Raw genomic sequence first — 24971 nt, 5'->3', positions numbered from 1 at the left:
GCGAAGGAAAAGTTTGAACCGGCGTGGCCCGCCCCGCGACCAACCCCCCGTAAGGCGTTCGAAGGAGACCCCTGGCATGGCGAATGACATTGTCCTGAAGGGACGGCAGATCCGGCTGGTGCTGCCCGGCACGCTCAAGGGCTTCCTGATGCGCGCCCAGGTCGACGAGACCCTCGGCCGCATCCCCGAGACGGTGATCGAGTTCATGTCGCCCGACCTCGACCTCGACCTCTCGCGCCTGGTGGGCGAGCGCCTGCGCCTCGAGATCGACGCGCCGAACGACAGGACGCGCTACTTCCAGGGCCATTGCATCGGGGCGGAATTCCTCGGCTCGCACCTGGGCCGCGGCTATTTCCGCGCCGAGGTGCGGCCCTGGCTGTGGTTCCTCACCCGCAGCTCGGACTGCCGCATCTTCCAGGACAAGACGGTGGTGGAGGTGATCCGTGCGGTCTTCGCCCAGCACGGTTTCTCCGATTACCGCGACACCACGAAACACGCCTACCCGCGGCGCGAGTATTGCGTGCAGTACCACGAGACCGATTTCGCCTTCGTCTCCCGCCTGATGGAGGAGGAAGGCATCTACCATTACTTCACCCATGAGAAGGAGCGCGAGATCCTGGTGCTGGCCGACGACACCGGCGCCCACCGTCCGCTCACCGACAATGCCGAGATCGACTTCCAGTTCCGCGAGGAGGAGTACCGCCGCCGCGACGACCACGTGTTCGAGTGGCGCGCCGCAGACGTGGTGCAGACCGGCCGGGTGGCGCTGCAGTCCTACGATTTCGAGAAGCCGAAATCCGACCTGAAATCGGTGAAGGCCCTGCCGCGCGGCCGGCATGCGCACCGCTCGCACGAGCTCTACGCCTATTCCGGCCGGCATCTCGATGCGGCCACGGGCGAGCACCGCGCCCGGGTGCTGGCCGAGGGCTTCGCCGCCCGCACCCGCCGCGCCCACGGCGTGTGCAACGTGCGCCAGATGGCGGCGGGCGGGCGGTTCCGGCTCAGGAAGCACCCCCGCAAGGCGGAGAATGCCGAGTATCTCGTGGTCTCGGCCCGCCACCAGCTGCAGATCGACTCGGAGATCCAGGACCGCGAGATGGTCGAGGCCATCCTCGGCCCGGTGCTCGCCTTCGACCGCAACAACACGCCCGACGCCTACCGCTGCATCTTCGAGGTGCAGCCCGCGGCGGAGGCGTTCCGCAGCCCCCCCGCCACCCCCCGCCCGGAGATCCCCGGGCTGCAGACCGCCGTGGTCGTCGGCAAGGCCGGCGAGGAGGTCTGGACCGACCGGCACGGCCGGGTGAAGGTGCAGTTCCACTGGGACCGCGAGGGCCGCCGGGACGAGCGCTCCTCCTGCTGGGTGCGCAGCTCGGTGCCCTGGAGCGGCCGTGGCTGGGGCATGATCTCGGTGCCGCGCATCGGCCAGGAAGTGGTGGTGCAGTTCGAGGAGGGCGACCCCGACCGCCCGCTCATCACCGGCATGGTCTACAACGGCGAGACCCGGCCCCCCTGGGCCCTTCCCGGCGCCCAGACACAGACCGGCCTGCGCACCAACAGCTCGAAGGGCGGCGCCGGCTACAACGAGCTGGTGTTCGAGGACCGCAAGGAGGCCGAGTTCGTGCGCCTGCGCGCCGAGCGCGACTTCACCCAGGTGATCGGCAACAACGCCGAGATCACCGTGGGCACCGAGCACCGCAAGCCCGGCACCTTCCGCCAGACCATCCACGGCGACAAGACCGAGACCATCCGCGAGGGCAACCATTCCTTCTCCGTCGAGAAGGGCGAGGAGACCGTCTCGGTCGCCCGGCGCCGCCGCACCACGGTGGGGGCGGACGACCTGCTCAGCGTCGCGGCCGACCGCAAGGTGGACGTGAAGGGCGCGCTGAGCGCACGGGCGGCGCAATCCGTGGCGATCGATGCCGGCACCACCCTCAGCCTCAGCGCCAACGCCTCCATCACGCTCACCTGCGGCGGCTCGAGCATCGAGATCACGCCCGCGAAGATCACCCTCTCCGCGCCGCAGGTGGAGATGGCGGGGAGTGCGACCACGAAGATCTCCGCCGGCGGCCAGCTCAGGCTCGAGAGCCAGGGCATGGCCGCGCTGAAGGGCGGCGGCATGCTCACGCTCGAGGGCGGCGGCATGACCCAGCTCAAGTCCTCCGGCCTGCTCATGGCCAAGGGCGCACTCACGATGATCAACTGAGGGAGGCCGCGATGACTGCCACGCACATGTTCGACGGCCTCAGGAAGCTCCGCCCGGAGCCCGCGGCCCGCATCCTCGCGCGCGCCGGCGCGGTGCTGCAGACCCCGATCGAGGCGCCCGCGAGCGCGCCGGTGGCGCAGGTGCTGGCCGAGCTCTCTGCCAGGGGCGCGCACCCCGACATGCTGCTCCTGCTCGCCCATGCCCTGCCGCCGCGCGAGGCGACCTGGTTTGCCTGCCTCTGCGCGCGCGACATCCTGCCCCCGGGCCGCGCCGCGCTGCCCGCCCCGCTCGCCGCCGCCGAGGCCTGGGTGCGCCGCCCCGGCGAGGACACCCGCGCCCGCGCCCGCGCCGCCTTCGAGGCGTCGGGCCCGCAGGACGAGACCGAGCTCTGTGCCATGGCCGCCTCGATGGCCGACGGCACGCTGGGCCCGGGCGAGCTGGAGGATTACGAGGCCCCCGCCGGCGCCGTGGGCGCTGCCGCCTTCGGCATGGCGCTGCTCTCGCTCTACCACGGCGAGGAGGGCGCGGAGGCCCGCGGCCCCTGGCTCGTGCGGCGCGCGCTCGACATCGCGCGTGGCGGCGCCGGAAACCTGCCGGCCCCCGCGGAGGCCGGCAGCGCTGGCGTCGCCACTCCGGAACCGCTCGCGCGCCGCCCCGTGCCGGGGGCCGGCGCAACAGCCCCCTTGCCCGATGACAGCCGCGCCACGGCGGCGCCGACCCGGTCCCCGCACGCCCCCGCCGCGACGGGATCATTGGCAGCATCCAGCCCGGACCAGACCATCGTCGCGCCCGCTCCGGGGGCCACTCCCGAAGGGCCCGGTTCCGCTCCGGCCGCGCCGATCGCGGGGTCCGCTCCGGTTTCGCCCGGGCCGGGTTCTTCTCCTGCTGCGCCCCGTCCGGGTGGCTCGTCGATAGCGCCCGTACCGGGCGACTCGTCGATTGCGCCCGTTCCGGGTGACTTGTCGATAGCGCCCGTTCCGGGCGACTTATCGATTGCGCCCGTTCCGGGCGACTCCACCACCCCCGCCACCCGGCAAGGCGCCGCGGCCTCCGGCGCCGGGCCGCGGTCAGCGCGCCCGGCCGGCCCCGACACGGAGGATGGACGATGACCCTCCCCGCCGCCCGTGTGACCGACATGCATGTCTGCCCGATGCTCACCGGCCCGGTGCCGCATGTGGGCGGGCCGGTGGTGATGCCGTGCCCCACCGTGCTGATCGGCAAGCTGCCCGCGGCCACCGCGCTCGCGATGGCGGTCTGCGTCGGCCCGCCGGACGTGATCGCGAAGGGCTCGACCACGGTGCTGACCGGCAAGAAACCCCAGGCCCGGCTGGGCGACACCTGCAGCCATGGCGGCGCGCTCGCCGGGGGCTGCCCGCTCGTGCTCGTCGGAGGATAGGTGGCGCCATGACCCTCAGCCTCAGCTTCCAGAATTCCGGCGCCCAGCCCGGCAGCACCGCCCCGGTGGGCCTGCGCGGCGGCGCGCTCACCATCGGGCGCGGCGCGCAGAACGACCTCGCCCTGCCGGACCCGGACCGCACGCTCTCCAAGCGCCATTGCGTGATCGAGGCGCGGGGCGGGGATTACGTGATCCTCGACCTCAGCACCAACGGCACCTTCCTCAACTACGGCCGCGAGCGGCTGGGCGAGCTGCCCACCCCGCTCAGCGACGGCGACGTGATCCTGCTCGGCGCCTACGAACTGGTCGTCTCCATCACCGCCGCCCCGGATGCGCCCGCCGCCGCCCCGGAGCAGGTGCCCGCGAGCTATGCCCCGCCGCCGCCGGACACCTCCGCCTTCCCCGGCCTGCCCGATGACGGCGGGGAGGATTTCCTCGATGCGCTGCTCGGCCCCGCCGCGGCGCCGGCCCCCCCGGCCGGGCCCGCGCCCGTGGCCGGCCGGCCCGCCGACAGCTGGCAGGACCCGTTCGCCCCCGCGACCGGCATCGACCCCGACATCGGCCTGCCGGGCGATGGGCCGGGCCCGGAAGACGCGCTGCACCGCGGCGCCTCGGCGGCCGATCACGCCCCCACCGGGCAGGACCATTTCCAGGCTCCGCGCACCAGCCGCGCCCTCATCCCCGACGACTGGGATGATCTCGCCGCCCCCGCGCCCGGCGCCGGGCGCGACCCGCAGGAGGCTCCCGAACCGGCCCGGGCCCCGCATGCCCCGCCGCCCGCCGTCCCGCATGCCGCCCCGCATGTCCCGCCGCCGCCGGCTGCCCGGCCGGCCGCGCCGGAAGCGCCAGCCGCTGCACCGCGCGGCGATGCCGCCCGCGCCTTTCTCGAGGCAGCCGGGGCAGGGGGCGCGGAGATCCCCGAGGCCGAGCTGGCCGAGACCATGGCCCGTCTGGGCCGGGTCTTCGCCGCCATGGTCGCCGGCCTGCGCGAGATCCTGCTCACCCGCGCCGCGATCAAGAGCGAGCTGCGCATGGAGCGCACGATGATCAGCCAGGGCGGCAACAACCCGATGAAATTCTCCATCAGCGCCGAGCAGGCGGTGGAGGCGATGATCCGCCCGCGGCTGAGCGGCTACCTCGACGCCGAGGCCGCCGCCGCCGAGGCGCTCAACGACATCCGCGCCCATGAGGTGGCGATGATGTCGGGCATGGAGGCGGCGCTGCGCGACCTGCTCGCCCGCCTCGGCCCCGACCAGCTCGCCGCGCGCATCGAGACCGGCTCCAGCCTCGGCAGCCTGCTGGGCGGCCGCAAGGCCCGCTACTGGGAGGCCTACGAGCGCATGTACGCCCAGATCGCCCGCGAGACCGAGGACGATTTCCAGTCGGCCTTCGGCCGCGAATTCGCCCGCGCCTACGCGGAACAGCTCCACAAGCTGGAAGGGAAATGACCATGACCATCCGCCTGCGCCCCTGCGCCGTCGCCCTCGGATCCGGCCTCGCGCTCGGCCTCGCGGCCTGTGCCGCGCCCGAGCCGCCGCCGCCGACCACCGTGCAGCTCACCCTCGCCGGCGCGGCCGACATGAACGGCGCGCGCCCCGCCAGGGTGAAGGTCTATTACCTGCGCTCGGCCGCGGGCTTCGGCGGGGCGGATTTCTTCGCCCTGTTCGACGCGCCCGAGGCCACGCTGGGCCCCGACCTCGTCTCGGTCTCCGAGCACCTGCTGGCGCCGGGCGCCACGCTCGCCGACACGCGCAGCTTCGCGCCCGGTGCGCCGGCACCCGCAGCCCTCGGCGTGGTCGTGGGGTTCCGCGAGGTGGACGGGCCGGGCTGGAGCGCGGTCGCCCCCCTCAGCCCGGGCAGCGCCAACGCCCTGCGGGCCACCGTGTCGGCCGACACGGTGTCGCTCGCCGGCCAGCCGGAGGAGTGAGCGCGCATGTCCTGGGAAAGCAAGGTTCTGTGGAGCGAGGGGCTGTTCCTGCAGCCGCACCATTTCCAGCAGCACGACCGCTACGTGGAGGCGCTGGTGGCCGGGGTCGCCACCGGGATCACCCCCTATGCCTGGGGCCTGCGCGAGCTCACGATCGACGAGGAACTGCTGCGCCTCGGCAAGGTGGCGGTGAAGAGCTGCACCGGCCTCACCCAGGACGGCGCGAGCTTCCGGGTGCCCGGATCGGATGAGCATCCCCCGGCGCTCGAGGTGCCCGAGACGGTGAAGAACGCCGTGGTCTACCTCGCGCTGCCCTGCCGCAGGCCCGGCGCGACAGAGGTCGACATGACCGGCGACGTGCAGTCCGCCGCGCGCTTCCGCCCCGGCGAGGTCGACGTGACCGACAGCATGGGCCGCGAGCGGCGCGACTTCCGCCTCGCCGTCGCCCGGCTGCGCCTGCGCCTCGCACTCGATCTCGACGACCTGTCGGACCATCTGGTCATCCCCGTCGCGCGCATCATCGAGGTGCGCCCGGACCGCGAGGTGGTGCTCGACCGCGCCTTCATCCCCGCCTGCACCGATGCCCGTGCGGCCCCGCCCCTGCAGGGCTTCCTGCGCGAGCTCGAGGGCATGCTGAGCCACCGGGCCGAGGCGCTGGCCGGCCGGCTCACGCAAGGTGGGGCTGCGCGCGGCGTGGCCGAGATCTCCGATTACCTGCTGCTGATCTCGGTGAACCGGGCCCTGCCGCAGATCCGCCAGATGCTCTCCATCGAGAACGCGCATCCGCAGGTGATCCACCGTTTCCTCGTGGGGCTGGCGGGCGAGCTCGCGAGTTTCATGGCGCCGGACAAGCTCGCCGGCGAGTTTCCCGCCTACCGCCACCACGACCTCACCAACACGCTGCAGCCGGTGTTCCGCACCCTGCGCCAGTACCTCAGCACGGTGCTGGAGCAAAATGCCGTCGCCATCCCCATCGAGCCGCGCAAGTACGGGGTCTCGGTGGCGCAGATCACCGACCGGCGGCTGCTCGGCTCCTCCAGCTTCGTGCTGGCGGCCAAGGCCGGTGTGCCGCCCGAGAGCCTGCGGCGCTACTTCCCCGCCCAGGCCAAGCTCGGCCCGGTGGAGGAGATCCGCCAGCTGGTGAACTCCGCCCTGCCGGGCATCGGGCTGCGCCCGCTTCCCGTCGCCCCGCGCCAGATCCCGTTCCACGCCGGCGCGGTCTATTTCGAGCTCGAGCATGACAGCCCCTACTGGCGGCAGATGTCGACCACCGGCGGGCTGGCCGTGCATGTCTCGGGCGATTTCCCCGGCCTGGAGATGGAGCTCTGGGCCGTGCGCAACGCCTGAGAGGGAGATGAAGATGAGCCGAGACGACCCCTTCGCCGAGCCGGCCGACACCGACCGCACGGTCATTCTCCCCAACCCCGGCGGCCGGCGCCCCGCGGCGCCCGTCCACATGGGCCCGCCGGGTGCTGCACCCCAGGCGCAACCCGCGCCCCCGCCGCAGGCCCAGCCCGCCGCCCCCGGCGCAGCGCCGCGCGCCCTGCCGGAGGAGGCGGGCGAGGCTGCCGCCACCGGGCTCAACCCGCTCAACGCCGCGGCGACGGAGCTCTTCTCCCTCGCCGGGCGCCTGCGCAACCGCGCCCAGCACCCGGACCCCGCCGCCCTGCGCGACAGCGTGATCGCGGGTGTCCGCGCCTTCGAGACCCGGGCCCTGCGCGCCGGCTACGGCGCCGAGACCGTGCGCCTTGCGCGCTACCTGCTCTGCGCCACGCTCGACGACGTGGTGCTGAACACGCCCTGGGGCGGGCAGAGCCTGTGGGCGCGCGCCAGCATCGTGGGCACGTTCCACAAGGAAACCCATGGCGGCGACCGGGTGTACGAGCTCCTGAAGCGGCTCGAGGCCGAGCCGGCGCAGAACCGCGAGCTGCTGGAATTCGCCTATGTCTGCCTGTCGCTCGGCTTCGAGGGGCGCCTGCGCGTCGAGCCGCGCGGGGCGGAGAAGCACCAGTCCATCCGCGCCGGCCTCGCGAAGCTCTTGCGCGCGCAGCGCGGTGCCGCGGAGCCCGATCTCGCGCCGCACTGGCGGGGCCTCCCGCTCGCCCACCGCCCGCTCTCGGCCTGGACCCCGGTCTGGCTCATCGGCGGGGTGACGCTGGCGGCCGCCTGCCTCGCCTTCTTCGGCTTCGCTTACGCGCTCAGCGGCGACACCGAGCGGCTGCGCGGCCAGCTCTCGGGCCTCGCGGTCGACGGGCCGGTGACGCTGGCGCGCGCCGCCCCGCCGCCGCCGCCCCCGCCGCCCCTGCCGGTGATCGAGACGTTCAGCGCCTTCCTCGAGCCGGAGGTGCGCGAGGGGCTGGTGGAGGTGTTCTCGAAGGGCAACACCATCACCGTGCGGCTGGTGGGCGAGGGCATGTTCGCGCCCGCCTCCGACACGCTGGAGCCGCGCTTCACCGCGGTGGTCGACCGGGTGGCCGAGGCGCTGAACGCGGAGCCCGGGCAGGTGATCGTCGCCGGCCACTCCGACAGCGTGCCGATCCGCACCGCGCGCTTCCCCTCGAACCTGCACCTGTCGCTGGCCCGCGCCCGCTCGGTGATGGCGCGCATCGGGGCGGCACTCGAAGACCCCGCCCGGCTGGAGGCCGAGGGCCGCGCCGACAGCGAGCCCATCGCCTCCAACGACACGGCCGAGGGCCGTGCCCGCAACCGCCGCATCGAAATCATCCTCGTACAGGCAGGCTGAGCCATGTTCCGCACCCTCCGCTCCCTCTTCGACCTCACGATCGTGGCGCTCGTGCTCTTCGGGCTCACCCTGTCGCTGGCGATCTGGTATCTCGGCCCGCTGCTCGCCATCGGCGAGGCGCGGCCCTTCGACAGCGCCGCCGGCCGGCTCGTGGCCATCGCCGGGCTGATGGCGGCGGTGGTGATCGCGGTGCTCGCCATCCTGCTGCGCCGCCGCGGGCGCGACACGCAGATGACCGAGGCCATCGCATCCGCCTCCGCCGCGCCGGGCGAGAGCCCGGACGACGCCGCCGTCACCGCCGAGATCGAGGAGATGCGCACCCGCATGGCCGAGGCGCTGAAGGTGCTGCGCCGCACCAGGCTCGGCGGGCGCTTCGGCCGCCGCCAGCTCTACCAGCTGCCCTGGTACGTGATCATCGGCCCCCCCGGCGCGGGCAAGACCACCGCCATCGTGAACTCGGGCCTGCCCTTCCCGCTGGCCGAGCGCATGGGCCGGACCGCCATCGGCGGCGTGGGCGGCACGCGCAACTGCGACTGGTGGTTCACCGACGAGGCCGTGCTGCTCGACACCGCCGGCCGCTACACCACGCAGGAGAGCGGCGGCGAGGCGGATGCGAAGGGCTGGGCCGGCTTTCTCGACCTGCTGAAGAAGCACCGCAGCCGCCAGCCGATCAACGGCGCGCTGGTGGCGATCAGCCTCTCCGACCTCTCCGAGCAGGACGCGGGCCAGCGGCGCGAGCATGCCCGGCTGGTGCGCACCCGCCTCGCGGAGCTGCACGAGCGGCTGGGCGTGCGCTTCCCGGTCTATGTCATCTTCACCAAGGCCGACCGCATCGCGGGCTTCGCCGAGTTCTTCGAGGATCTGGGCAGTGCCGAGCGCGAGCAGGTCTGGGGTTTCACGCTGCCCTTCGTGAAGCCGGGGCGCGACGCGCCGGCGCCGATGGAGGGGTTCGGGGCGGAGTTCGACGCCCTGCTCACCCGGCTGGAGGACCACGGGCTGGAGCGCATGCAGGCCGAGCCCGACCCCCAGCGCCGCGCGCTGGTGCAGGGCTTCCCGGCGCAGGTCGCCTCGCTGCGCGGGGTGGCGGAGAGCTTCCTCGGCGAGGTGTTCCGCGAGAGCCGCTACGAGGCCCGCCAGCTGCTGCGCGGGGTCTACTTCACCTCCGGCACCCAGGAGGGCGCGCCCATCGACCGGCTGATGGCCGGCATGGCGCGCAGCTTCGGCATCAGCCGGCAGGCGATCGGTACCGGGAGGGGGCAGGGGCGCAGCTACTTCCTCACCCGGCTGATGGGCGGGGTGATCTTCCGCGAGGCCGGGCTCGTCTCGGCCGATGACCGGGTGGAGCGCCGCTACCGCTGGACGCGGCGCGGCGCGGTGGCCGCGGGCGTGCTGGCGCTGGTCGGGGCCTGCGGCTTCTGGGCCAACAGCTACCGCGCCAATGCCGCCCTCATCGCCGATGCGCGCGGCCAGGTGAGCGCCTTCCGCGACCTTGCGGCCGCCATCCCCGGCAGCCCGGTGGCCGATGCCGACATCGCCTCGGTGGTGCCCGCGCTCGACATCCTGCGCGATCTGCCGGGCAACCCCGCGGCCGGCACGCCGCAGCCCCCGGTGCTGCACACGCTCGGCCTCTACCAGGGCGACGCGGTGGGCACCGAGACCGCCCAGACCTACCGCGACGCGCTCAACACCCTGCTGCTGCCCCGGCTGCTGTTCCGGCTCGAGGAGCAGATGCAGGCCAATCTCAATGACAGCGACCTCGTGTTCGAGGCGCTGAAGGTCTACCTGATGCTCGGCCTGCAGGGGCCGATGGACCAAGGGATGGTCAAGCGCTGGATGCAGATCGACTGGAGCCTGCTCTTTCCCGGGCAGGAGGCGCTGCAGGCCGGGCTCGCGGCCCATCTCGACGCGCTGCTGAACCAGCCGATGCGCGAGATCGCCCTCAACGGCCCGCTGGTCGAGCAGCTGCGCACGCTGCTCTCGGAAACGCCGCTGGCCGAGCGCGTGTACCTCGGCATCGTCACCGGCCCCGCGGCGCGCGACCTGAAGGGCTTCCGCCTCACCGAGGCGGGCGGCCCTGCCACCGCCCGGGTGCTCACCCGCCCCTCGGGCCGGGCCCTCGGCGAGGGGGTGGAGGGCATCTACACCCGCGCGGGCTTCCACGAGCTGTTCCTGCCCGAGGTGGCGGAGGTGGCGGCGCGCGTGCGCGACGAGGCCTGGGTGCTCGGCCCCCGCGCCGAGGTCGAGCAGGGGCCGGAGGCGCTCGCCCGCCTCAGCCGCGACGTGCTGAACCTCTACTACAACGATTACGTGGCGCGCTACGACGGGCTGCTGGCCGATATCGACATCGTGCCGATGGAGAGCCTGAGCCACGCGACCGAGGTGACCAACATCCTCTCCGGCCCCGGCTCGCCCATCGTGAACATCCTGCGCGCCGTCTCCGACCAGACCCGGCTCACCCGGCCGGTGGGCGCCTCGCTGGTGCCGGAGAATGCCGCCCAGGTGGCGGGGGATTTCGTGAAGGACGACATCACCTCGCGGCTCGACGCCGACCAGCGCGGCCTCTTCGAGGCGCTCTCCGCCGCCGCCCCCGCGGGCGGTTACGGGGCGGCGCCCGAGCTGCCGGGCCAGTTCGTCGAGGACCGTTTCGCCGCCCTGCACGCGCTGGTGGAGGGGGCCGAGGGCGCGCCCTCGCAGCTCGACGAGGTGGTGGCGACGATGACCGAGGTCTACCGCGAGCTCAACCGCCTCTCGCTCGGCCAGGACAGCGGCACCGCGCTGGTGGGGCAGGGCGGCGGCGCCTCGGCCCGGCTGCAGGAGCAGATCGGCCGGCTCGACGGGCCGTTGCAGCGGTGGGCGGCGCAGGTGGCCTCGGCCTCCTCCGGCGTTGCCATCGGCGGCGCGCGCGCCGACCTCAACGCCCGCTGGCAGGCGCAGGTGCTGCCCTTCTGCACCCGCGCGCTCGACGGCCGCTACCCGTTCGACCGCAGTGCCGCGGCGGATGTGGCGCTGCAGGATTTCGGCCGGCTCTTCGGCCCCTCCGGGCTGATCGACGCCTTCTTCGCCGAGAACCTCGCGCCCTTCGTCGACACCGCGGCGAACCCCTGGCGCTGGAAGCGGGTGAACAACACCGACCTGGGCATTTCCGACGCGGTGCTGGGCCAGTTCCAGAAGGCCGCCGAGATCCGCGACAGCTTCTTCCTCGCCCCCGGCCTGCCCTCGGTCACCTTCGACCTCACCCCCGTCGCGCTCGCCCCCGAGGCCGAGCAGGTGACGGTGGAGATCGAGGGCCAGGATGTTTCCTACGCCCACGGGCCGCCGGAGGTGACGCCGCTCACCTGGCCGGGCAAGCCGGGCGGGCGGACGCGCGTGGCCTTCACGCCGGCGCTGCCGGGGCAGGAGAATTCCATCGCCCGCGATGGCCCCTGGGCCTGGTTCCGCCTGCTCGACGCCGCCGAGTTGCGCCGCACCAATGTCTCGGACCGCAACCGGGTGATCTTCAACATCGGCGGGCGCATCGCGATCTTCCAGCTGCGCGCGGGCTCGGCGCTCAACCCGTTCACCGCGCCCGCCATCGCCGGGTTCCGCTGCCCGCGGTCGCTGTGATGGCGGGGCAGGGGGCATTCGGCTGGTACGGCAAGGTGCCGGGCGCGGGGGATTTCCTGCGCCGCGGCCTCTCGCCCGGCTTCCTGCAGGGCTGGGATCGGTTCGCGCAGGGGCTGCTCACCACCGCGCGGGCGGAACTGGGGGCGCGCTGGCGGGGCTGCTACCTCGCCGCCCCGATCTGGCGCTTCGCGCTCGCGCCGGGCCTCTGCGGCCCCGCGGCCTGCGCCGGGGTGATGATGCCCAGCGTCGACCGTGTGGGCCGGCAGTTTCCGCTCTGCCTCGCCGCGGAGGGGGGTGGCTCGCTCCACGCCGCATGGTGCGCCGCCGCCCCGGCCTGGGAGGCGCTCGAGACCGCCGCGCTCGCCATGCTCGACCCCGAGGCAGGCCCCGGGCGGCTGGAGGCGGCGCTCGCCGCCCTTCCCGCGCCCGGGTCCGTGGCGGCCCCCGCCCGCGCGCTCGGCTCCGCCCGTGTGGCGGAGGGCGAGCAGGCGCTCGCCGCCCTCGCGCTCGGCGATGCGGGCTCGCTCTGGTGCGCCGCCTTTGCGGGGCGCAGCCGGGCGTTGCTCTGCTCCGGCCTGCCGGAGGGCCCGGCCGAGGCCGCCGCCCTCTTCGATGCCGACGCGCCCGGCTGGCCCGCCCCGGAGCCCTGCGCATGACCCGCAGCTACCCCGTGAAGGACTTCCAGATGCCCGACCCGCGCCCCGCCCCCGCCCGCCCCTTCGGCGCCCGCACCCACCCGGGCCTGGTGCGGGAGGTGAACGAGGATGCCGTGCTCGCCCGCCCGCACCCCGGCCTCTGGGCGGTGTCCGACGGCATGGGCGGCCATGCCGGCGGCGATTTCGCCAGCCGCACGGTGGTCGAGACCCTCGATGCCCTGCCGGCCTGGCTCGGCCCGGCCGAGCTGATGCATGCCGCCCGCGACGCGGTGCAGGAGGCGCATGCGCGCATCGCCGCCGAGGCCGCGGCCCGCGGCGGCGTGACCATCGGCGCCACGGTGGTGATCCTGGTGCTGGCGGGGGCGCATTTCCTCTGCCTCTGGGCGGGGGACAGCCGGCTCTACCGGCTGCGCGCCGGCGCGCTGGAGCTGCTGAGCCTCGACCATTCGGTGGTGGGCGAGATGGTGGAGGCCGGCGCGCTCACCTGGGAGGAGGCCGAGCACCACCCGCAGGCCAACCAGATCACCCGCGCCGTGGGCGTGGGCGAGGTGCTGGAGATCGACAAGCGCCGCGGCGAACTGCGCCCGGGGGACCGCTTCCTGCTCTGCTCCGACGGGCTCACCCGCCACCTCGGCCCGGAGGAACTGCTGCGCGCGCTGCGCGATGTCCCGCCGGCGGAAGCGGCCGGCCGGCTGGTGGAGCAGGCGCTGGCGGGCGGCGGCTCGGACAATGTCTCCGTCATCGTGGTCGACGCCTGAGGAGCCCGCCATGCCCTGTTTCTGCACCGTTCCCGCCGATGTCGCCCGGGCGCGCTTCAATGTCGGCATCCCCGTGCTTCTGCCGCCGCCGCCTGCGCTGCGCCTCACCGCGGCCCTGCCGCTGCTGGCCGCCGAGCCGCGGCTCGATGTGCAGATCGCCACCGGGCTCGAGGCCATGCGCCTGCCGAGCCTCGATCTCGGCGGCGGCCCGCTGATGCAGGTGGCGGTGATGATCTCGATGATGTCCGGCACCTTCACCTTCGACGACCTGCCGATGCTGGAGGCGCAGATGGCGCAGGCGGCGGACAGTTTCAGCCGCAACATCTGGCCGCGGCTGGGCTGGCTCACCACGTTCAGGATGCAGCCGCTGCTGAACATGGCGCTGATCGCCCGGCTGGTGATCGACCTCACGGCGCTGGGGATCGACCCCTTCAGCCTCGGCGCGCCGCCACCGGCGCCGGCGATCAGCAGCTTCCGCTTCGCGCTCGCGCGCCCGCAGCTGCAGATGGCCCGGCTGCTCGGCACCCTGCCGGCGCTGCCCGCGATGATGCTGGCGCTCGACCTGCCGCCCCTGGGCGAGACCGGCGCGGTGCCCGCGCTCGCCAACTGGCTCGACGGCCTCGCCAGCCTCAGCCCGCCGAAGCTGATCATCCCCTATCCGGTGATCCTGAAGCTCGCGATGGTGCTCGAATCCCTCGCCACCATCCAGGAGGCCTTCGGCGCCGTCTCCCCCGCCACCGTCCAGCGGCTCGACGCCATGCTGCGGATGTGGAGCACCTTTCCGCTGCCCGTCCCGCTGCCGGCGCTGGCGCTGAGCGAGAAGCTCGCCCTGCTGCCGCCGATGGAGGACATCCGGCTGGGCGAGCGCGCCGCGGGCCAGGCGGGCGCCACGATGGCAACCGCCTTCTCGCCGCCGCGTCTCGCCATAGCGCCCTTCCTCAACGTGATGCTGGCGCTGCAGGCCTCGCTCAACCTCGCGGTCGATCTCGAGCCATTCGACCAGTGCGCGATGTGCCCCTGCGCCTGAGCGGGGATGTCCCGCGGGGTATTTTCGCCGCTCCGGTGAACCTCGCCCCGGCGCCGCGGCACTGACGGGATGTTCCCTCCGTCTCCCTGCCGGCCGGCGGCCCCCTGCCGTCGCGCCGGCCCTTTCGAGGAAAGATGCCGCGTATGAAGATGGTCCTCAAATCCGCCTGGTGGTGCAAGCAGCAGCCCGATCTCGCCGACACCCGGCAGGGCAAGATCCTCGACAGGATGCTGCGCGACTACGAGACCGCGTTGGTGAAGTTCTCCGCGGCCGAGAGCAAGGAACAGATCTCCGAGACCGCGAACACCGCGCGCGCCGCCCTCGCGAAGGTGGAGACGGAAGCGAAGAAGATGCTCGCGGAAGTGCGCACCGCACTGGCGGCGCGCCCGGACAAGAAGCGGCGCGCCACGCTGGAGCAGGCGCGCAGGATGCTGGACACCGGGCTGCCCGAGGCCGTCGCCGAGGCGCGGCAGGACCTCGATCCGAAGGTCGAGGCCACCCCCGACCTGCTCACGCCGCAGGCCTACCGCGAGCATCTCGCCGCGGTGGTTCCGGACCTCGCGCGCAAGCCGCTCAACTTCGCCGTGCTGATGCCTGCGGGCCCGCCCCGGCCCGAGCGCCTGCGCATCCTCTTCCACCCCACCCGCTCGGGCCGCACCCTGCTGCGCCAGCTCCGCGCCCAGCTGGGTGCCGGCAAGGCGACCTTCGGCGAGGCGGCGGCCGGCAGCATCATCGACCAGCTCGAGGGCGGTGCCGGCCTGCCCGCCGGCGAGCGCTCCACGCTGGTGCTGCGCCTCGAGGGGGGGATGCTGCCCAACATGACCGGGTTGCTGAAGCTGATGTTCGGCAAGATGGAGGTGAGCCAGGTGCGCCGGGTTCAGCTCTTCGCCGCCGACATGGGCGAGATCGAAACCGACGACGACGTGCCGTCGGACTCTCGCAACATGATCGAGGAGTCCTTCGAGGCCTTCGCGGCGAAGGTGCTGCCGCTGGCCGATGCCGCGCGGCAGCGATATCCCGAACAGGCCGCGGCCATCAACAAGCTGCTCCAGCGGGTGGCCGGGGCCAGGCAGGAGGGCAATTTCGCCCTGGCCCTGGGTCTGCTGCGCGACCAGCTGGTGCCCCTGCTCAAGTCCAGCCAGCGCCACGCCGGGCTCGACGGGGGCGATGCGCAGGACCTGCGCGTGGTGCCCCCGCGCGAGGCCGGCCAACCCGGGGAGGCTCCCGTCCGGCGGCGCAGGCTTCTGCGCGGGCTCGGCCAGCTGATGTCGCGCCTTCAGGCCGTCTGGCGGAGGCGGCAGGACCCGTTCGCCGAGCCTCAGATCGAAATCCCGGTCGACCCCGGGCTGCTCCCGGTGCTGCGGGAGTGGAGCACGAACATGGCGGTGCTGCAGAACATGGCGGCGCTGGTGCCCGAGGGCAGCCCCGAGCACGCCGCGCTCACCGAGCGGCAGCTGAGCTACCTGCTCAAGTTCGCCTCCATTCCCAACGCGGGGGCCATGGGCCTGCAGACTACCCCGCTGCAGGCGGCCCAGGTGTCGCCGATCTACCATCGCAACGGCGGCTCCCCTCTTACCCGCGAGGCCACGAAGGTCACGGCCGAGCGCCTCGGCACGCCGGCCACGAACACCTTCCTCGTCTCCGATCGCCGGGTGATGGAGGCGGTGCGCCGCACGCGCGTGGTCGAGGGCGAGACCGTGCCGGTGTCGGAGTGGACCGACGCGGACTATGACCGCGTGTTGCGCCGGGCGCTCGAGGGGCGCCGCGTGTTCATCGATGCGACCCCGGTCTTCCGCGACAGCGGCGAGGCACCCGGGAGGATCGCCCAGAACCTGATGGTGCGGCTGCGCGAGCGGGCGCTGGCGAATGTCCTCAGCCAGGCCGGCGTGACGGAGAAGCAGCTGGAAACGCTCGGAACCCGCGTTCCGGGCGACCCGGATTCGCAGAGCAAGACGGATGCGCAGCTCGAGGAGGAGCTCAGGCTCAAGGAGGTTATCGCGAAGCGCCGCGACCTGGTGCTGAAAAAGCTCCTCAAGGTGAGCGTCGGCGGCACGATGGCCGTGGGCAGCCAGCATGCGCTCGTCGCCTTCGACTTCTCCTCCCAGGCCGGCGTCGAGGAGGATCCGTGGCTCGGCGCCGAAGGTATCGATTCCTTGCTCGATCATCACGGCTTCACCGCCGGCCCGCACCAGCTCCTCGAATGCTGGATCGCGCAGGAGCCGGATATAGGCAAGATCCTCAAGGGCCTGCGAGTCGGCACCATGCCCCCGGCGGAGGTGCCGGATTACGACGCCATGCCCGCGGTGGACGACTATATCGAGGACTTCCGCAATTCCGAGGAGGTGTCCGCCTTTGCCCGCCTGGCCGACGACGAGGCGGAGGTGCCGGAGCCGCCCTACGTCAAGGTGAACGCCAGGGCGCTCATGGCCCTGGTCGAGGGGCTGGAGGAGAGCCCGGGCAGGGAGAGTTTCGGCCGGTCGGTGCGGGAGGTGCTCGAGGAGCGGGGCCTCGGCGCGCTCTGGCAGACCGCGCACAAGCGCATCCGACTGCTCATGGGCGAGGCGACGGCCGCCAAGGGTTCGATGAGGACGTTTCTCGACAAGGCGGCGCTGATCCAGGAGGAAGTCGCCACGCTGATCGCGGTGGCCAAGCCCTATTCGAAGGAGGATTTCCAGCGCGGCATGTGTGCGAACACCGGCTACCTTCCCGAAGGGTTTCCCGGGCCCGACATCACGGCCGATTTCACCCTGAAGAACTCCGCATCGCGCTGCTTCGACGCGGCCCTCACCGCCTGCGAGGACATGAAGGAGAAGGTGCAGGGCGACCAGCAGCATCTGGCCAAGCGCGGTCTCGAGGTGATGGTGCAGGCCGACAGCTACTACGAGCCCACCTCCTACGTGCTGGAGCATTCCATGGAGCATCGCCAGACCGCGCTGGTGCCCGAGGGCGTGCGCCGCAAGGACCACAAGGGCGAGGAGCGTTTCATGACGCTGGAGGAGCAGATCGACGACCTGAAGATCCTGCAGTCCGGCGAAACGCCGAGCCGCGCGCCCATCGACACCTTCCTGTGCGAGTTCCACCACAACATCGCGCTCGACAAGAAGAAGTACGAGCCCGAGAAGGTGATGGACCAGGTGGCGCTGCTGATCAGCAAGGGCGTCGTGGCCAATCCCTTCACCGTGACCATCGACACCACCATCGCGCGCACGGACGAGGAGGCGGTGAAGGCCTTCCTCATCCGCTTCCGCGAGGAGATCTCCACCGGCCGGATGAACGTGGTGATCTACCGCAGTGCGCAGAAGTTCGACCAGCTCGGCGGCGACATGTACAACGGCGGCGTGATGTGCGTGATCTCGGCGAAGCAGGAGGGCGGGCCCACCCCCTTCCAGCGCGCGCTGGACGAGGCGGGCGAGCCCGCGCCGGAGGAGAGCTTCCAGGGCCTCGCGCATATCAACCTCAGCGCCCAGGACGAGGTGAACGACTACCGCCAGGCCATCGCCGACGCCGTCCGGCGCATGACGACGCCGAATGCCGATGATCGCGTGGCCCTGCCGGCGGAGATGGTGATGGCTCCGGGCAACGAGGGGGCCGCCATGCTGCAGGTGGCCCAGAACACCGACGAGATGGCACCCTTCCTCGACATCCAGTATCCCTCGCTGCCCCTGGGCCTGAAGCCGTTCCTCAACGGCAAGCTGTGGTCACTGTTCAAATCGGCCTCGGCCCGGGACACCGAGGGCGAGATCATGGCCTCCACCCGGGCCTCCTTCGGCTTCCAGCACACCAATGCCACCGTCATCGGGGGGGGCAAGATGCGCCTGACCCCGGGGCTGGAGGACGACGCCCTCCTGGCGCGGCACACCCAGACCCTTGTCTGCGTGAACACGCTGATGACCGACCTGCAAACCGACATCGCCGGCAGGGACGACCTGGTCCCGGGAACCGCGGAGACGCTTCTCCGGAGGTCCTCGCTGATGGAGATCAGCACGGTGGAGGCACAGCGCACCTTCGACAACCTGCCGCGCGAAGCCGACCCCACCGAGCGCGATGCGGCCCGTCTCGCCTTGGTGAAGGCGCTGGCGGCGGACCCGGACTACTCGGCGAACCCGGTGCGGGCGCTGCGGCTGATCGGCGAGTTTTCGGCCGGCTTCCTGCTGGAAAACCGGGATGAGATCGACCAGTGTCGACAGAATGCCGAAGCCTGCCTCAGCAGATTCCGCCGGAAGACACCGGCCGAGACCCTGCTGGAGGAGGCCGGCAAGGCCCGGGCGGCGAATGACCTCGCCGGGCTCATCGAGATCCTCGCGCGCGATCGGGCCGGAGTCGCGCTGTCGGGCGAACAGCGCACCGCTCTCACTGGTCACGAAACCTGGCGCGACGCGCAGACGGCGGCGCTGGACGCGGAAGCCGAGGCGCGCCTCGTCGCTGCGCAGCAGGCGCGCGACCGGGGCGACGCGGCCGCGGCGAGGGCCGCGCTCGCCGTGCCGATGCCGGAGCCCAACAAGACCCTGCGCGCGCGGGAACTGACGGAGCTGGATGCCTGGTTGGACAGTGTCCGGGCCGCGATCCGGGAGAAGGCCACGCTGCTGCTGAAGAACGCGATGAAGAGCCTCGAGGCCGGGCTGGGCCGCTACACCGAGAAATATGTCTCGGCGCTCGAGACCCTGCAGGCCAGCAACCCGTCCGACCTGGCGCCCCAGATCACCGCCGAGACGCTCCGCGCGCTGCGCACGCGCTACGAAACCGAGATCGGCAAGTCGGAGCTCCAGCCGGGGCCGAGGCAGGGGATGCGGTAGCCCGCCGCCGGGGGCGCTGGCAGCCTCCGGCCGCCCCCGCGTGCACATTCGCACAGCTTTCGCGGGGTGGTTGCGGCCAGTCTGGAAGGCGGAGGGCCCGAGGGGCCTTCGTCAACCGCGCGAGGCATGCTACAATGGGGTATTTCCGGACTGCGGGTGATTTCCGAACGGCAACGGTGAGGCGGGCGCGGACGAAGGGCGGCTTGTTTTGAGCACGGACGCTTCCATCACGCTTATGGGCCCCTTTGCCCTGCGCCTCGGCGGATTGCGCCAGCCGCTGCACCTTGCCGGAAACTCCCTGCGCCTGCTGATGCTGCTTGCCGCCCACCACGACCGCGGCGTGCGCCGCGACCGGCTGATCGACGTGATCTTCCCCGAGCAGGACGCGGGCCGGGCCGCCTCGGCGCTCAACACCGCGGTCTGGCGCATCAAGAACTGCCTCGCCCCGCACGAGGGGCTGGGCATCGAATGCATCGACGCGGTGGTGCGGCTGCGGGTGACGCCGCCGGCCTGCGTGGACACCCAGCGCATCGAGGCGGCGGTGCTGGCCGCCACCGCCGCGCCGCCCGGGGCAGCGCTCGATTGCGCGCTGCGCCGCGAGCTCATCCTCGCGGTGGAGGGCGGGCGCGGCGTGTTCCTCGAAGGGGTGAACGAGCACTGGGTGCTGCCGCTGCGCGAGCGCTACTCGGCGGTCTACATCGAGGCGCTCACCCTGCTGATGCGCGACGCCGCCGCCCGCTCGGAGTTCGAGCGCGCCCTCACCCATGGCCGCGAGATCCTCGGGCTCGACCCGTTCCGCGAGGGCATGCAGTGCGAGGTGATGTGGCTCTACTTCGCCAACGGCCAGCGCGTGCAGGCCCTGCGGCAGTTCCGCAGCCTGGAGGCGCTGCTGAAGGAGGAGCTGGGCATCGAGCCCATCCCCGAGGCGCGGGCGCTCTTCGAGAGCATCCGCCGCGCCGCCCCCGTGCCGCCGCCGGGCGGCGCCATGCCCTGGCGCAGCGCCGACCCGCTCTCCGCGCTGCGCGAGGGCTGAGGGGAGGCCCGTCCGGGACGCGCCCGTCGAAGCAGGGGAGGACCCCACGGATCCCCCCCTCCCCGCGACCGCAGGCGCCCACCCCACCCCTCTCGCCCGGGCGACGAGCCCGGGCCGCGCCCGACCCTCCCCGCGGGAGGGCGCGTTGGCGATGTCTCCGGCCGCTCAGCCCTCGCTCGGGGCTTTCACGATAAAGCGCTCTCCACGAGCGCTGATGCGCCCGCCCGGGGTCGGGCGCGGCCCTCAGCACCCGGCTCAGGCGGGGGGAGCCGGGGCGTCCGCGGTTGATCGGCGCCCCGTGCCTGCGCTGTGACCGGCCTGTGACGCGCGCCCCGCCGGCGGCGTGACCGGGCGCCGAGCCGGGCGCGACCGCCCGGCCACACCCGCGTGAGCGACTCGCAGCCCGCCCCGCCTAGCCTGCCGCCATCCGTTCCCTCATCACCGCTCACCCATGACCGACATGCCCAGACGGCCCGTCCTTCCCACCAGCCCCGAAGTCAGGTCCTTCGTCCTGCGGGTGCGCATCGATGTCACGCACCGCCCGGACACGGCGATCGTCGACCTCGAGGACGTCTGCACCTCCGAGACCTGGCACTTCGCCTCGCTCGGGGAGGCCTTCGCCCAGATCCGGCGCTCGTCGGGCCTGCCGGGCGGGGCGGGCGGGGCGGGCGGGCCCACGGCGAAACCGCATTGAAAAAGAGGTCCACGCGATGATCACCCCCAGCTATCCCGGCGTCTACGTCCTCGAGAGGGCCTCCGGCGCGCGCTCCATCTCCGGGGTCGCCACCTCGATCACCGCCTTCGTGGGGATGACCCAGCGCGGGCCCGTGCGCGCGCCGCGCCGCGTGCTCTCGCCGCGTGATTTCGAGCGCATCTTCGGCCCCAGCGTAAACACCGGCGCCATGGCCGAGCAGGTGCGGCTGTTCTTCGACAACGGCGGCGGCGAGGCCTGGGTGACCCGCATCGCCCACGAGTCCGCCGCCGCCACCATCATGCTGCGCGGCGAGGACGGCACCGACCGGCTGCGCCTCGTCGCGCTGGAGGACGGGGCGGAGGGCAACAGCCTGCGCGCCGAGGTGGACTACGACACCGCCACCCCCGAGGCCACGTTCAACCTGCGCCTCTACCGCCGCGTGGCCCTGCCCGACGGCTCGGTGCAGGAGACCGACCCGGAGAGCTTCCCCAACCTCTCGATGAACCCCGACGACAACCGCCACGTGGCGCGCGAGGTGAACAACGTGAGCGCGCTCGCCCGCGTCGAGGTGCCGGGCACGGGTGCTGCCGGCCACGCCGAAAGCATCCTCTACGCCGGGCTGATCCTGCCCAATGCCGGGGCCGCGGGCGGCAACACCATCCGCGCCCGGCTGGGCGGGGCAGGGGACTACACCCTGCAGCTGCGCCTCAACGGCGGGCCGGCGAGCACGGTGAACGTGGCGGTGGGCGCGGGCCAGACCAGCATCGAGATCGCCACCGCCATCGGGGCGGCCATCCAGCAGCGCCTGCAGGACGAGGGCATAACCCAGGTCGTCACCGGCGCCACGATCAACCCCGGCAACCGGCGCTACATCACCCTCGCCATGCCCGGCGCCTCCTTCGAGATCCTGCCCGGGCCGGTGAACGACCTCGTGGTGCCGCTGATGCTCTCGGGCGCCTCCGGCGGGCTCTACATCGACCGCTTTGCCGCGAACCGGCCGGCGCCGAGCGGCTTCGTCTCGCAGATCCACGCGAACCGCGGCACGAACGACCTCGCCCGCATCACCACCTTCGCCGGCCACGACAAGGCCGGCATCGAGACCTGGACCATCACCGACGCGAGCCCCGCCGGCAGCCCGGCCACCGACCAGTCGGTGGTCTACCCGCTGCCCGGCGGGCTGATGATCACCGGCACGCGCTTTGCCGCCACCGAACCGGGCGACGCCTCGCTGGGCGCGCTCATCAACGTGCAGGAAAACCTGCAGGCCATCGCCGACGCGGTCTCCGCCGATCTCAACGAGCGCTGGAGCGCGGAGGTGCACGGGCTGCGGCTGGTGATGCGCCCGGCCTTCGGCACCTCGGATGCCGACCCCACGGCGGCCTTCGCCACCGCCTCCTCCGGCGTGACGGTGAACCTCGGGGCGGCGAACCAGATCCTCGAGGCCGCGAGCGACTACAACGTCGCCGCATACACCTTCGGAGACAACGCCACCGGCCTCGGCGGCGGCGCCTTCCAGGACCGCGCCGGCGCCACGGCGGGCGATGACGGCGAGCTGCCGCTGCCGGAGGATTACCGCGCCGCCTTCGGGGTGATGGAGCGCGAGGTGGATCTCTTCAACCTGCTGGTGCTGCCCCGGGCCCGCGCCTCGAACGGCACCCAGTCCGACACGGCGCGCAAGGATGCCTTCAACCTCGCCAGCAGCTTCGCCGCGCGGCAGCGGGCCTTCCTGCTCGCCGATCCGCCCTCCACCGACCCCGTGCTGCGCTGGGACGACGCGAACGAGGCCGCCGCCGGGGCCGACCTGTTCCGCATCGGCATGGACACCCGCAACAGCGCGGTGTTCTGGCCGCGCCTGCGCAGGTCCGACGGCAGTTTCCACGACCCCGCCGGCCCGATCGCCGGGCTGATGGCGCGCACCGACGGCACCCGCGGCGTGTGGAAGGCGGCCGCCGGGGTGGAGGCCACCCTGCGCGGGGTCACCGGGGTGGAATACCGCATGAGCGACCCGGAGAACGGCCTGGTGAACCCCGAGGCGGTGAACGCGCTGCGGGTCTTCCCCGACGGCATCCTGAGCTGGGGCGCGCGCACGCTGGTGGGCTTCGACGGCTCGGGCAACATGGATGACAAGTACATCCCCGTGCGCCGCACCATGCTCTTCATCGAGGAGAGCCTCTACCGCGGCCTGCGCTTCGCGGTGTTCGAGCCCAATGACGAACCGCTCTGGGCGCAGATCCGCCTCGCGGCCGGCTCGTTCATGAACACGCTGTTCCGCCAGGGCGCCTTCGCCGGCTCGAAGGCCTCGGACGCGTATTTCGTGACCTGCGACGCCACAACCACCACGGCGAGCGACATCAACCTCGGCATCGTGAACGTCATCGTCGGCTTCGCGCCGCTCAAGCCGGCGGAATTCGTGGTGCTCACCGTCACGCAGATCGCCGGCCAGGCCGAAGTCTGAGCCCGGGGCCCGGAAAGGAGACCGCCATGCAGTTCGCCGTGAACACCGCCCGCATCGACCCCTACAAGAACTTCAAGTTCCGCGTGTCCTGGGACGGCCGCACCGTCGCCGGGGTGAGCAAGGTCAGCGGCCTGAAGCGCACCACCGAGATGGTCGAGCACCGCGACGGGGCCGATGTCTCGACCGCGCGCAAGTCTCCCGGCCGCTCGGCCTTCGAGACCATCATGCTCGAGCGCGGCATCACCTATGACCACGCCTTCGAGGACTGGGCGAACCTGGTCTATTCGCCCGAGGGCGATGCCGGGGTCTCGCTGCGCCGCTTCCGCAAGGACATCATGATCGACCTCTACAACCTGCAGGGCGTGAAGGTGCTGAGCTGGCAGGTGTTCCGCTGCTGGGTGTCGGAGTTCACCGCCCTGCCGGAGCTCGACGCGAACGCCAACGCGGTCGCCTTCGAGTCGATCGGCATCACCTGCGAGGGCTTCACGCGCGATGTCGCGGTGGCCGAGCAGGCGGAGAGCTGAGGGCGCGATGATCCCCGAGCTGCACATCGGCGCGGGCGCGGAGGCGCTGCGGGCAGGCTTCCGCCCGCTCGACGGCGCGGCCGAGGCGGCGCTGGCCGCCGCCCCCGGCGAGGGGGCGGAGCAGGCGGCGCTGGGGCTCGCGCGCGCCCTCGTCTGCCGCCTCTCGCGCGGCGGCGCGGAGATCGCGCTCGAGGACCTCACCCTCGCCGAGTTCGACGCGCTGCTCGCCCATCTCGCCTGCGCCCTCGTCTCGCCCGTGCTCACCTGCGAGACCGGCTGCCCGGCCTGCGGCACCCGCTTCGAGTTCGCGCTCGACCTGCCGGCGCTGCAGGCGGCACTGGCGGCCGAGGCGGCGGGGGTATCGGTCGTCGCCGGCATCGCGACCGACCCGGTGAGCGGCCGCCGCTTCCGCCTGCCGCGCCTGCGCGACCAGGCCCTGCTGCGCGCCGAGGGGCCGGAGGCCTGGCTGCGGTCGCTCCTCCTCGAGGGCCCCTTCGCGCCGGAGCTCGAGGCCGAGATCGCCCGCGCCGCGCCTGTCCTCACCCAGGACGTGCAGGCCGCCTGCCCGGAGTGCGGGCGCGCAGGGCCGGTGCGCTTCGACATCGCGCGCTACCTCGTCGACAGTCTCGCCGGCGAGGCCGGGTTCCTCTGGCGCGAGGTGCATCTTGTGGCGCGCGCCTATGGCTGGGCGCTGGCCGAGATCCTCGCCCTGCCGCGCGAGGTGCGCCGCAGGCTCGCCGCCCTCGTGCTCGCCGACGCGACGGCGCTGAGGCGGGCATCATGACCGGGCTCATCCAGCGGCTGATGGAGCGTGGCGCGCCGGTCTCCGCCCCCGAGGCCGGGGTGGCGGCACGCAGCCTCTCGCCCGTGGCGGAGTTCGACCAGCGCCTGCAGGGCGGGCTCTTCGACGACCTGCCCCTGCCACCGCCCCCCGGCACGCCCGAACCGGAGGCCCTGCCCGCGCCGGAGCCTGCGCGCCCCGCGCCCCGCGCAGCATCGCCCGCCGCACCCCGCAGCACCGCAGGGCGATCCGCGCCGGCGGCGGCGCCGCCGGAGCAAACCGCCCCCAAGCCCCCCCCGCTCCGGCTCGAACAGTATCCGCCGCGGCCCGCCGCCCTTCCGCCCGCCCCGCCCTCCGCACAGCCCCCGGCACCCGTCC

Annotated in this window: 17 protein-coding genes and 1 pseudogene; all 18 read left to right on the top strand. The window is 72.9% G+C overall.

Annotated features, from left to right (window positions below; all coding sequences use genetic code 11):
• The first annotated feature begins 76 nt into the window (after positions 1 to 76).
• The gene (locus tag D3P35_RS19180) at positions 77 to 2203 is read left to right on the top strand and encodes a type VI secretion system Vgr family protein (protein ID WP_118136830.1); all 2127 of its coding nucleotides are present in this window, start codon (positions 77 to 79) and stop codon (positions 2201 to 2203) included.
• 11 nt (positions 2204 to 2214) lie between these two features.
• Entirely contained in the window at positions 2215 to 3312 is a 1098-nt protein-coding gene (locus D3P35_RS19175; RefSeq protein ID WP_118136827.1) for a hypothetical protein, read from the top strand.
• On the top strand, positions 3309 to 3599 hold the full coding sequence (locus tag D3P35_RS19170) for a PAAR domain-containing protein (RefSeq protein ID WP_118136825.1): 291 nt from the start codon (positions 3309 to 3311) through the stop codon (positions 3597 to 3599). The genes D3P35_RS19175 and D3P35_RS19170 overlap by 4 nt, the downstream gene beginning before the upstream one ends.
• 8 nt (positions 3600 to 3607) lie before the next feature.
• Positions 3608 to 5047: a type VI secretion system-associated FHA domain protein TagH gene (tagH, locus tag D3P35_RS19165; protein WP_118136823.1), complete on the top strand. Its 1440-nt coding sequence runs from the start codon at positions 3608 to 3610 to the stop codon at positions 5045 to 5047.
• On the top strand, positions 5044 to 5526 hold the full coding sequence (gene tssJ / locus D3P35_RS19160) for a type VI secretion system lipoprotein TssJ (protein ID WP_118136821.1): 483 nt from the start codon (positions 5044 to 5046) through the stop codon (positions 5524 to 5526). The genes tagH and tssJ overlap by 4 nt, the downstream gene beginning before the upstream one ends.
• A 6-nt stretch (positions 5527 to 5532) precedes the next feature.
• Positions 5533 to 6873 carry a type VI secretion system baseplate subunit TssK gene (tssK, locus tag D3P35_RS19155; protein ID WP_118136819.1) on the top strand — a complete coding sequence of 447 codons (1341 nt, stop codon included), beginning with the start codon at positions 5533 to 5535 and terminating at the stop codon, positions 6871 to 6873.
• A 13-nt stretch (positions 6874 to 6886) separates the two neighbouring features.
• Positions 6887 to 8269 (top strand): type VI secretion system protein TssL, long form, encoded by a 1383-nt coding sequence (gene tssL, locus D3P35_RS19150; RefSeq protein WP_118136947.1) that lies wholly within the window; start codon positions 6887 to 6889, stop codon positions 8267 to 8269.
• Positions 8270 to 8272: 3 nt separating this feature from the next.
• The gene (gene tssM / locus D3P35_RS19145; protein WP_118136817.1) at positions 8273 to 11872 is read left to right on the top strand and encodes a type VI secretion system membrane subunit TssM; all 3600 of its coding nucleotides are present in this window, start codon (positions 8273 to 8275) and stop codon (positions 11870 to 11872) included.
• Positions 11872 to 12528, top strand: coding sequence for a type VI secretion system-associated protein TagF (gene tagF, locus D3P35_RS19140; RefSeq protein ID WP_118136815.1), 657 nt, complete (start codon positions 11872 to 11874; stop codon positions 12526 to 12528). Before tssM ends, tagF begins: the two co-directional genes overlap by 1 nt.
• Positions 12525 to 13286, top strand: a complete 762-nt coding sequence (locus tag D3P35_RS19135) for a PP2C family serine/threonine-protein phosphatase (protein ID WP_232830560.1) — start codon at positions 12525 to 12527, stop codon at positions 13284 to 13286. The genes tagF and D3P35_RS19135 overlap by 4 nt, the downstream gene beginning before the upstream one ends.
• A gap of 10 nt (positions 13287 to 13296) precedes the next feature.
• The gene (locus D3P35_RS19130; RefSeq protein WP_118136813.1) at positions 13297 to 14313 is read left to right on the top strand and encodes a hypothetical protein; all 1017 of its coding nucleotides are present in this window, start codon (positions 13297 to 13299) and stop codon (positions 14311 to 14313) included.
• A gap of 143 nt (positions 14314 to 14456) precedes the next feature.
• Positions 14457 to 19106 carry a hypothetical protein gene (locus D3P35_RS19125; protein ID WP_118136811.1) on the top strand — a complete coding sequence of 1550 codons (4650 nt, stop codon included), beginning with the start codon at positions 14457 to 14459 and terminating at the stop codon, positions 19104 to 19106.
• A 208-nt stretch (positions 19107 to 19314) separates the two neighbouring features.
• Positions 19315 to 20139 carry a BTAD domain-containing putative transcriptional regulator gene (locus D3P35_RS19120; RefSeq protein WP_157982221.1) on the top strand — a complete coding sequence of 275 codons (825 nt, stop codon included), beginning with the start codon at positions 19315 to 19317 and terminating at the stop codon, positions 20137 to 20139.
• A gap of 460 nt (positions 20140 to 20599) precedes the next feature.
• Positions 20600 to 20833, top strand: coding sequence for a hypothetical protein (locus D3P35_RS26285; protein ID WP_157982220.1), 234 nt, complete (start codon positions 20600 to 20602; stop codon positions 20831 to 20833).
• A gap of 16 nt (positions 20834 to 20849) precedes the next feature.
• Complete coding sequence (locus tag D3P35_RS26560; RefSeq protein ID WP_198670705.1) at positions 20850 to 23288, top strand: phage tail sheath C-terminal domain-containing protein; 2439 nt, start codon at positions 20850 to 20852, stop codon at positions 23286 to 23288.
• Between the two features lie 26 nt (positions 23289 to 23314).
• A complete protein-coding gene (locus tag D3P35_RS19100) occupies positions 23315 to 23812 on the top strand; it encodes a phage tail protein (protein WP_118136807.1) in 498 nt (165 codons plus the stop codon).
• A 7-nt stretch (positions 23813 to 23819) separates the two neighbouring features.
• A complete protein-coding gene (locus D3P35_RS19095; protein WP_118136805.1) occupies positions 23820 to 24596 on the top strand; it encodes a hypothetical protein in 777 nt (258 codons plus the stop codon).
• Positions 24593 to 24971, top strand: a pseudogene (locus tag D3P35_RS26790) (hypothetical protein); the annotation flags it as partial. The gene D3P35_RS19095 and the pseudogene D3P35_RS26790, both read left to right, overlap by 4 nt.

The sequence above is a fragment of the Oceanicella sp. SM1341 genome, assembly GCF_003448965.1.
In the GTDB taxonomy this organism is placed as follows: Bacteria; Pseudomonadota; Alphaproteobacteria; order Rhodobacterales; family Rhodobacteraceae; genus Paroceanicella.
Note: the sequence above shows the minus strand (reverse complement) of the source record. Positions and strands in the feature narration are given on the sequence as shown.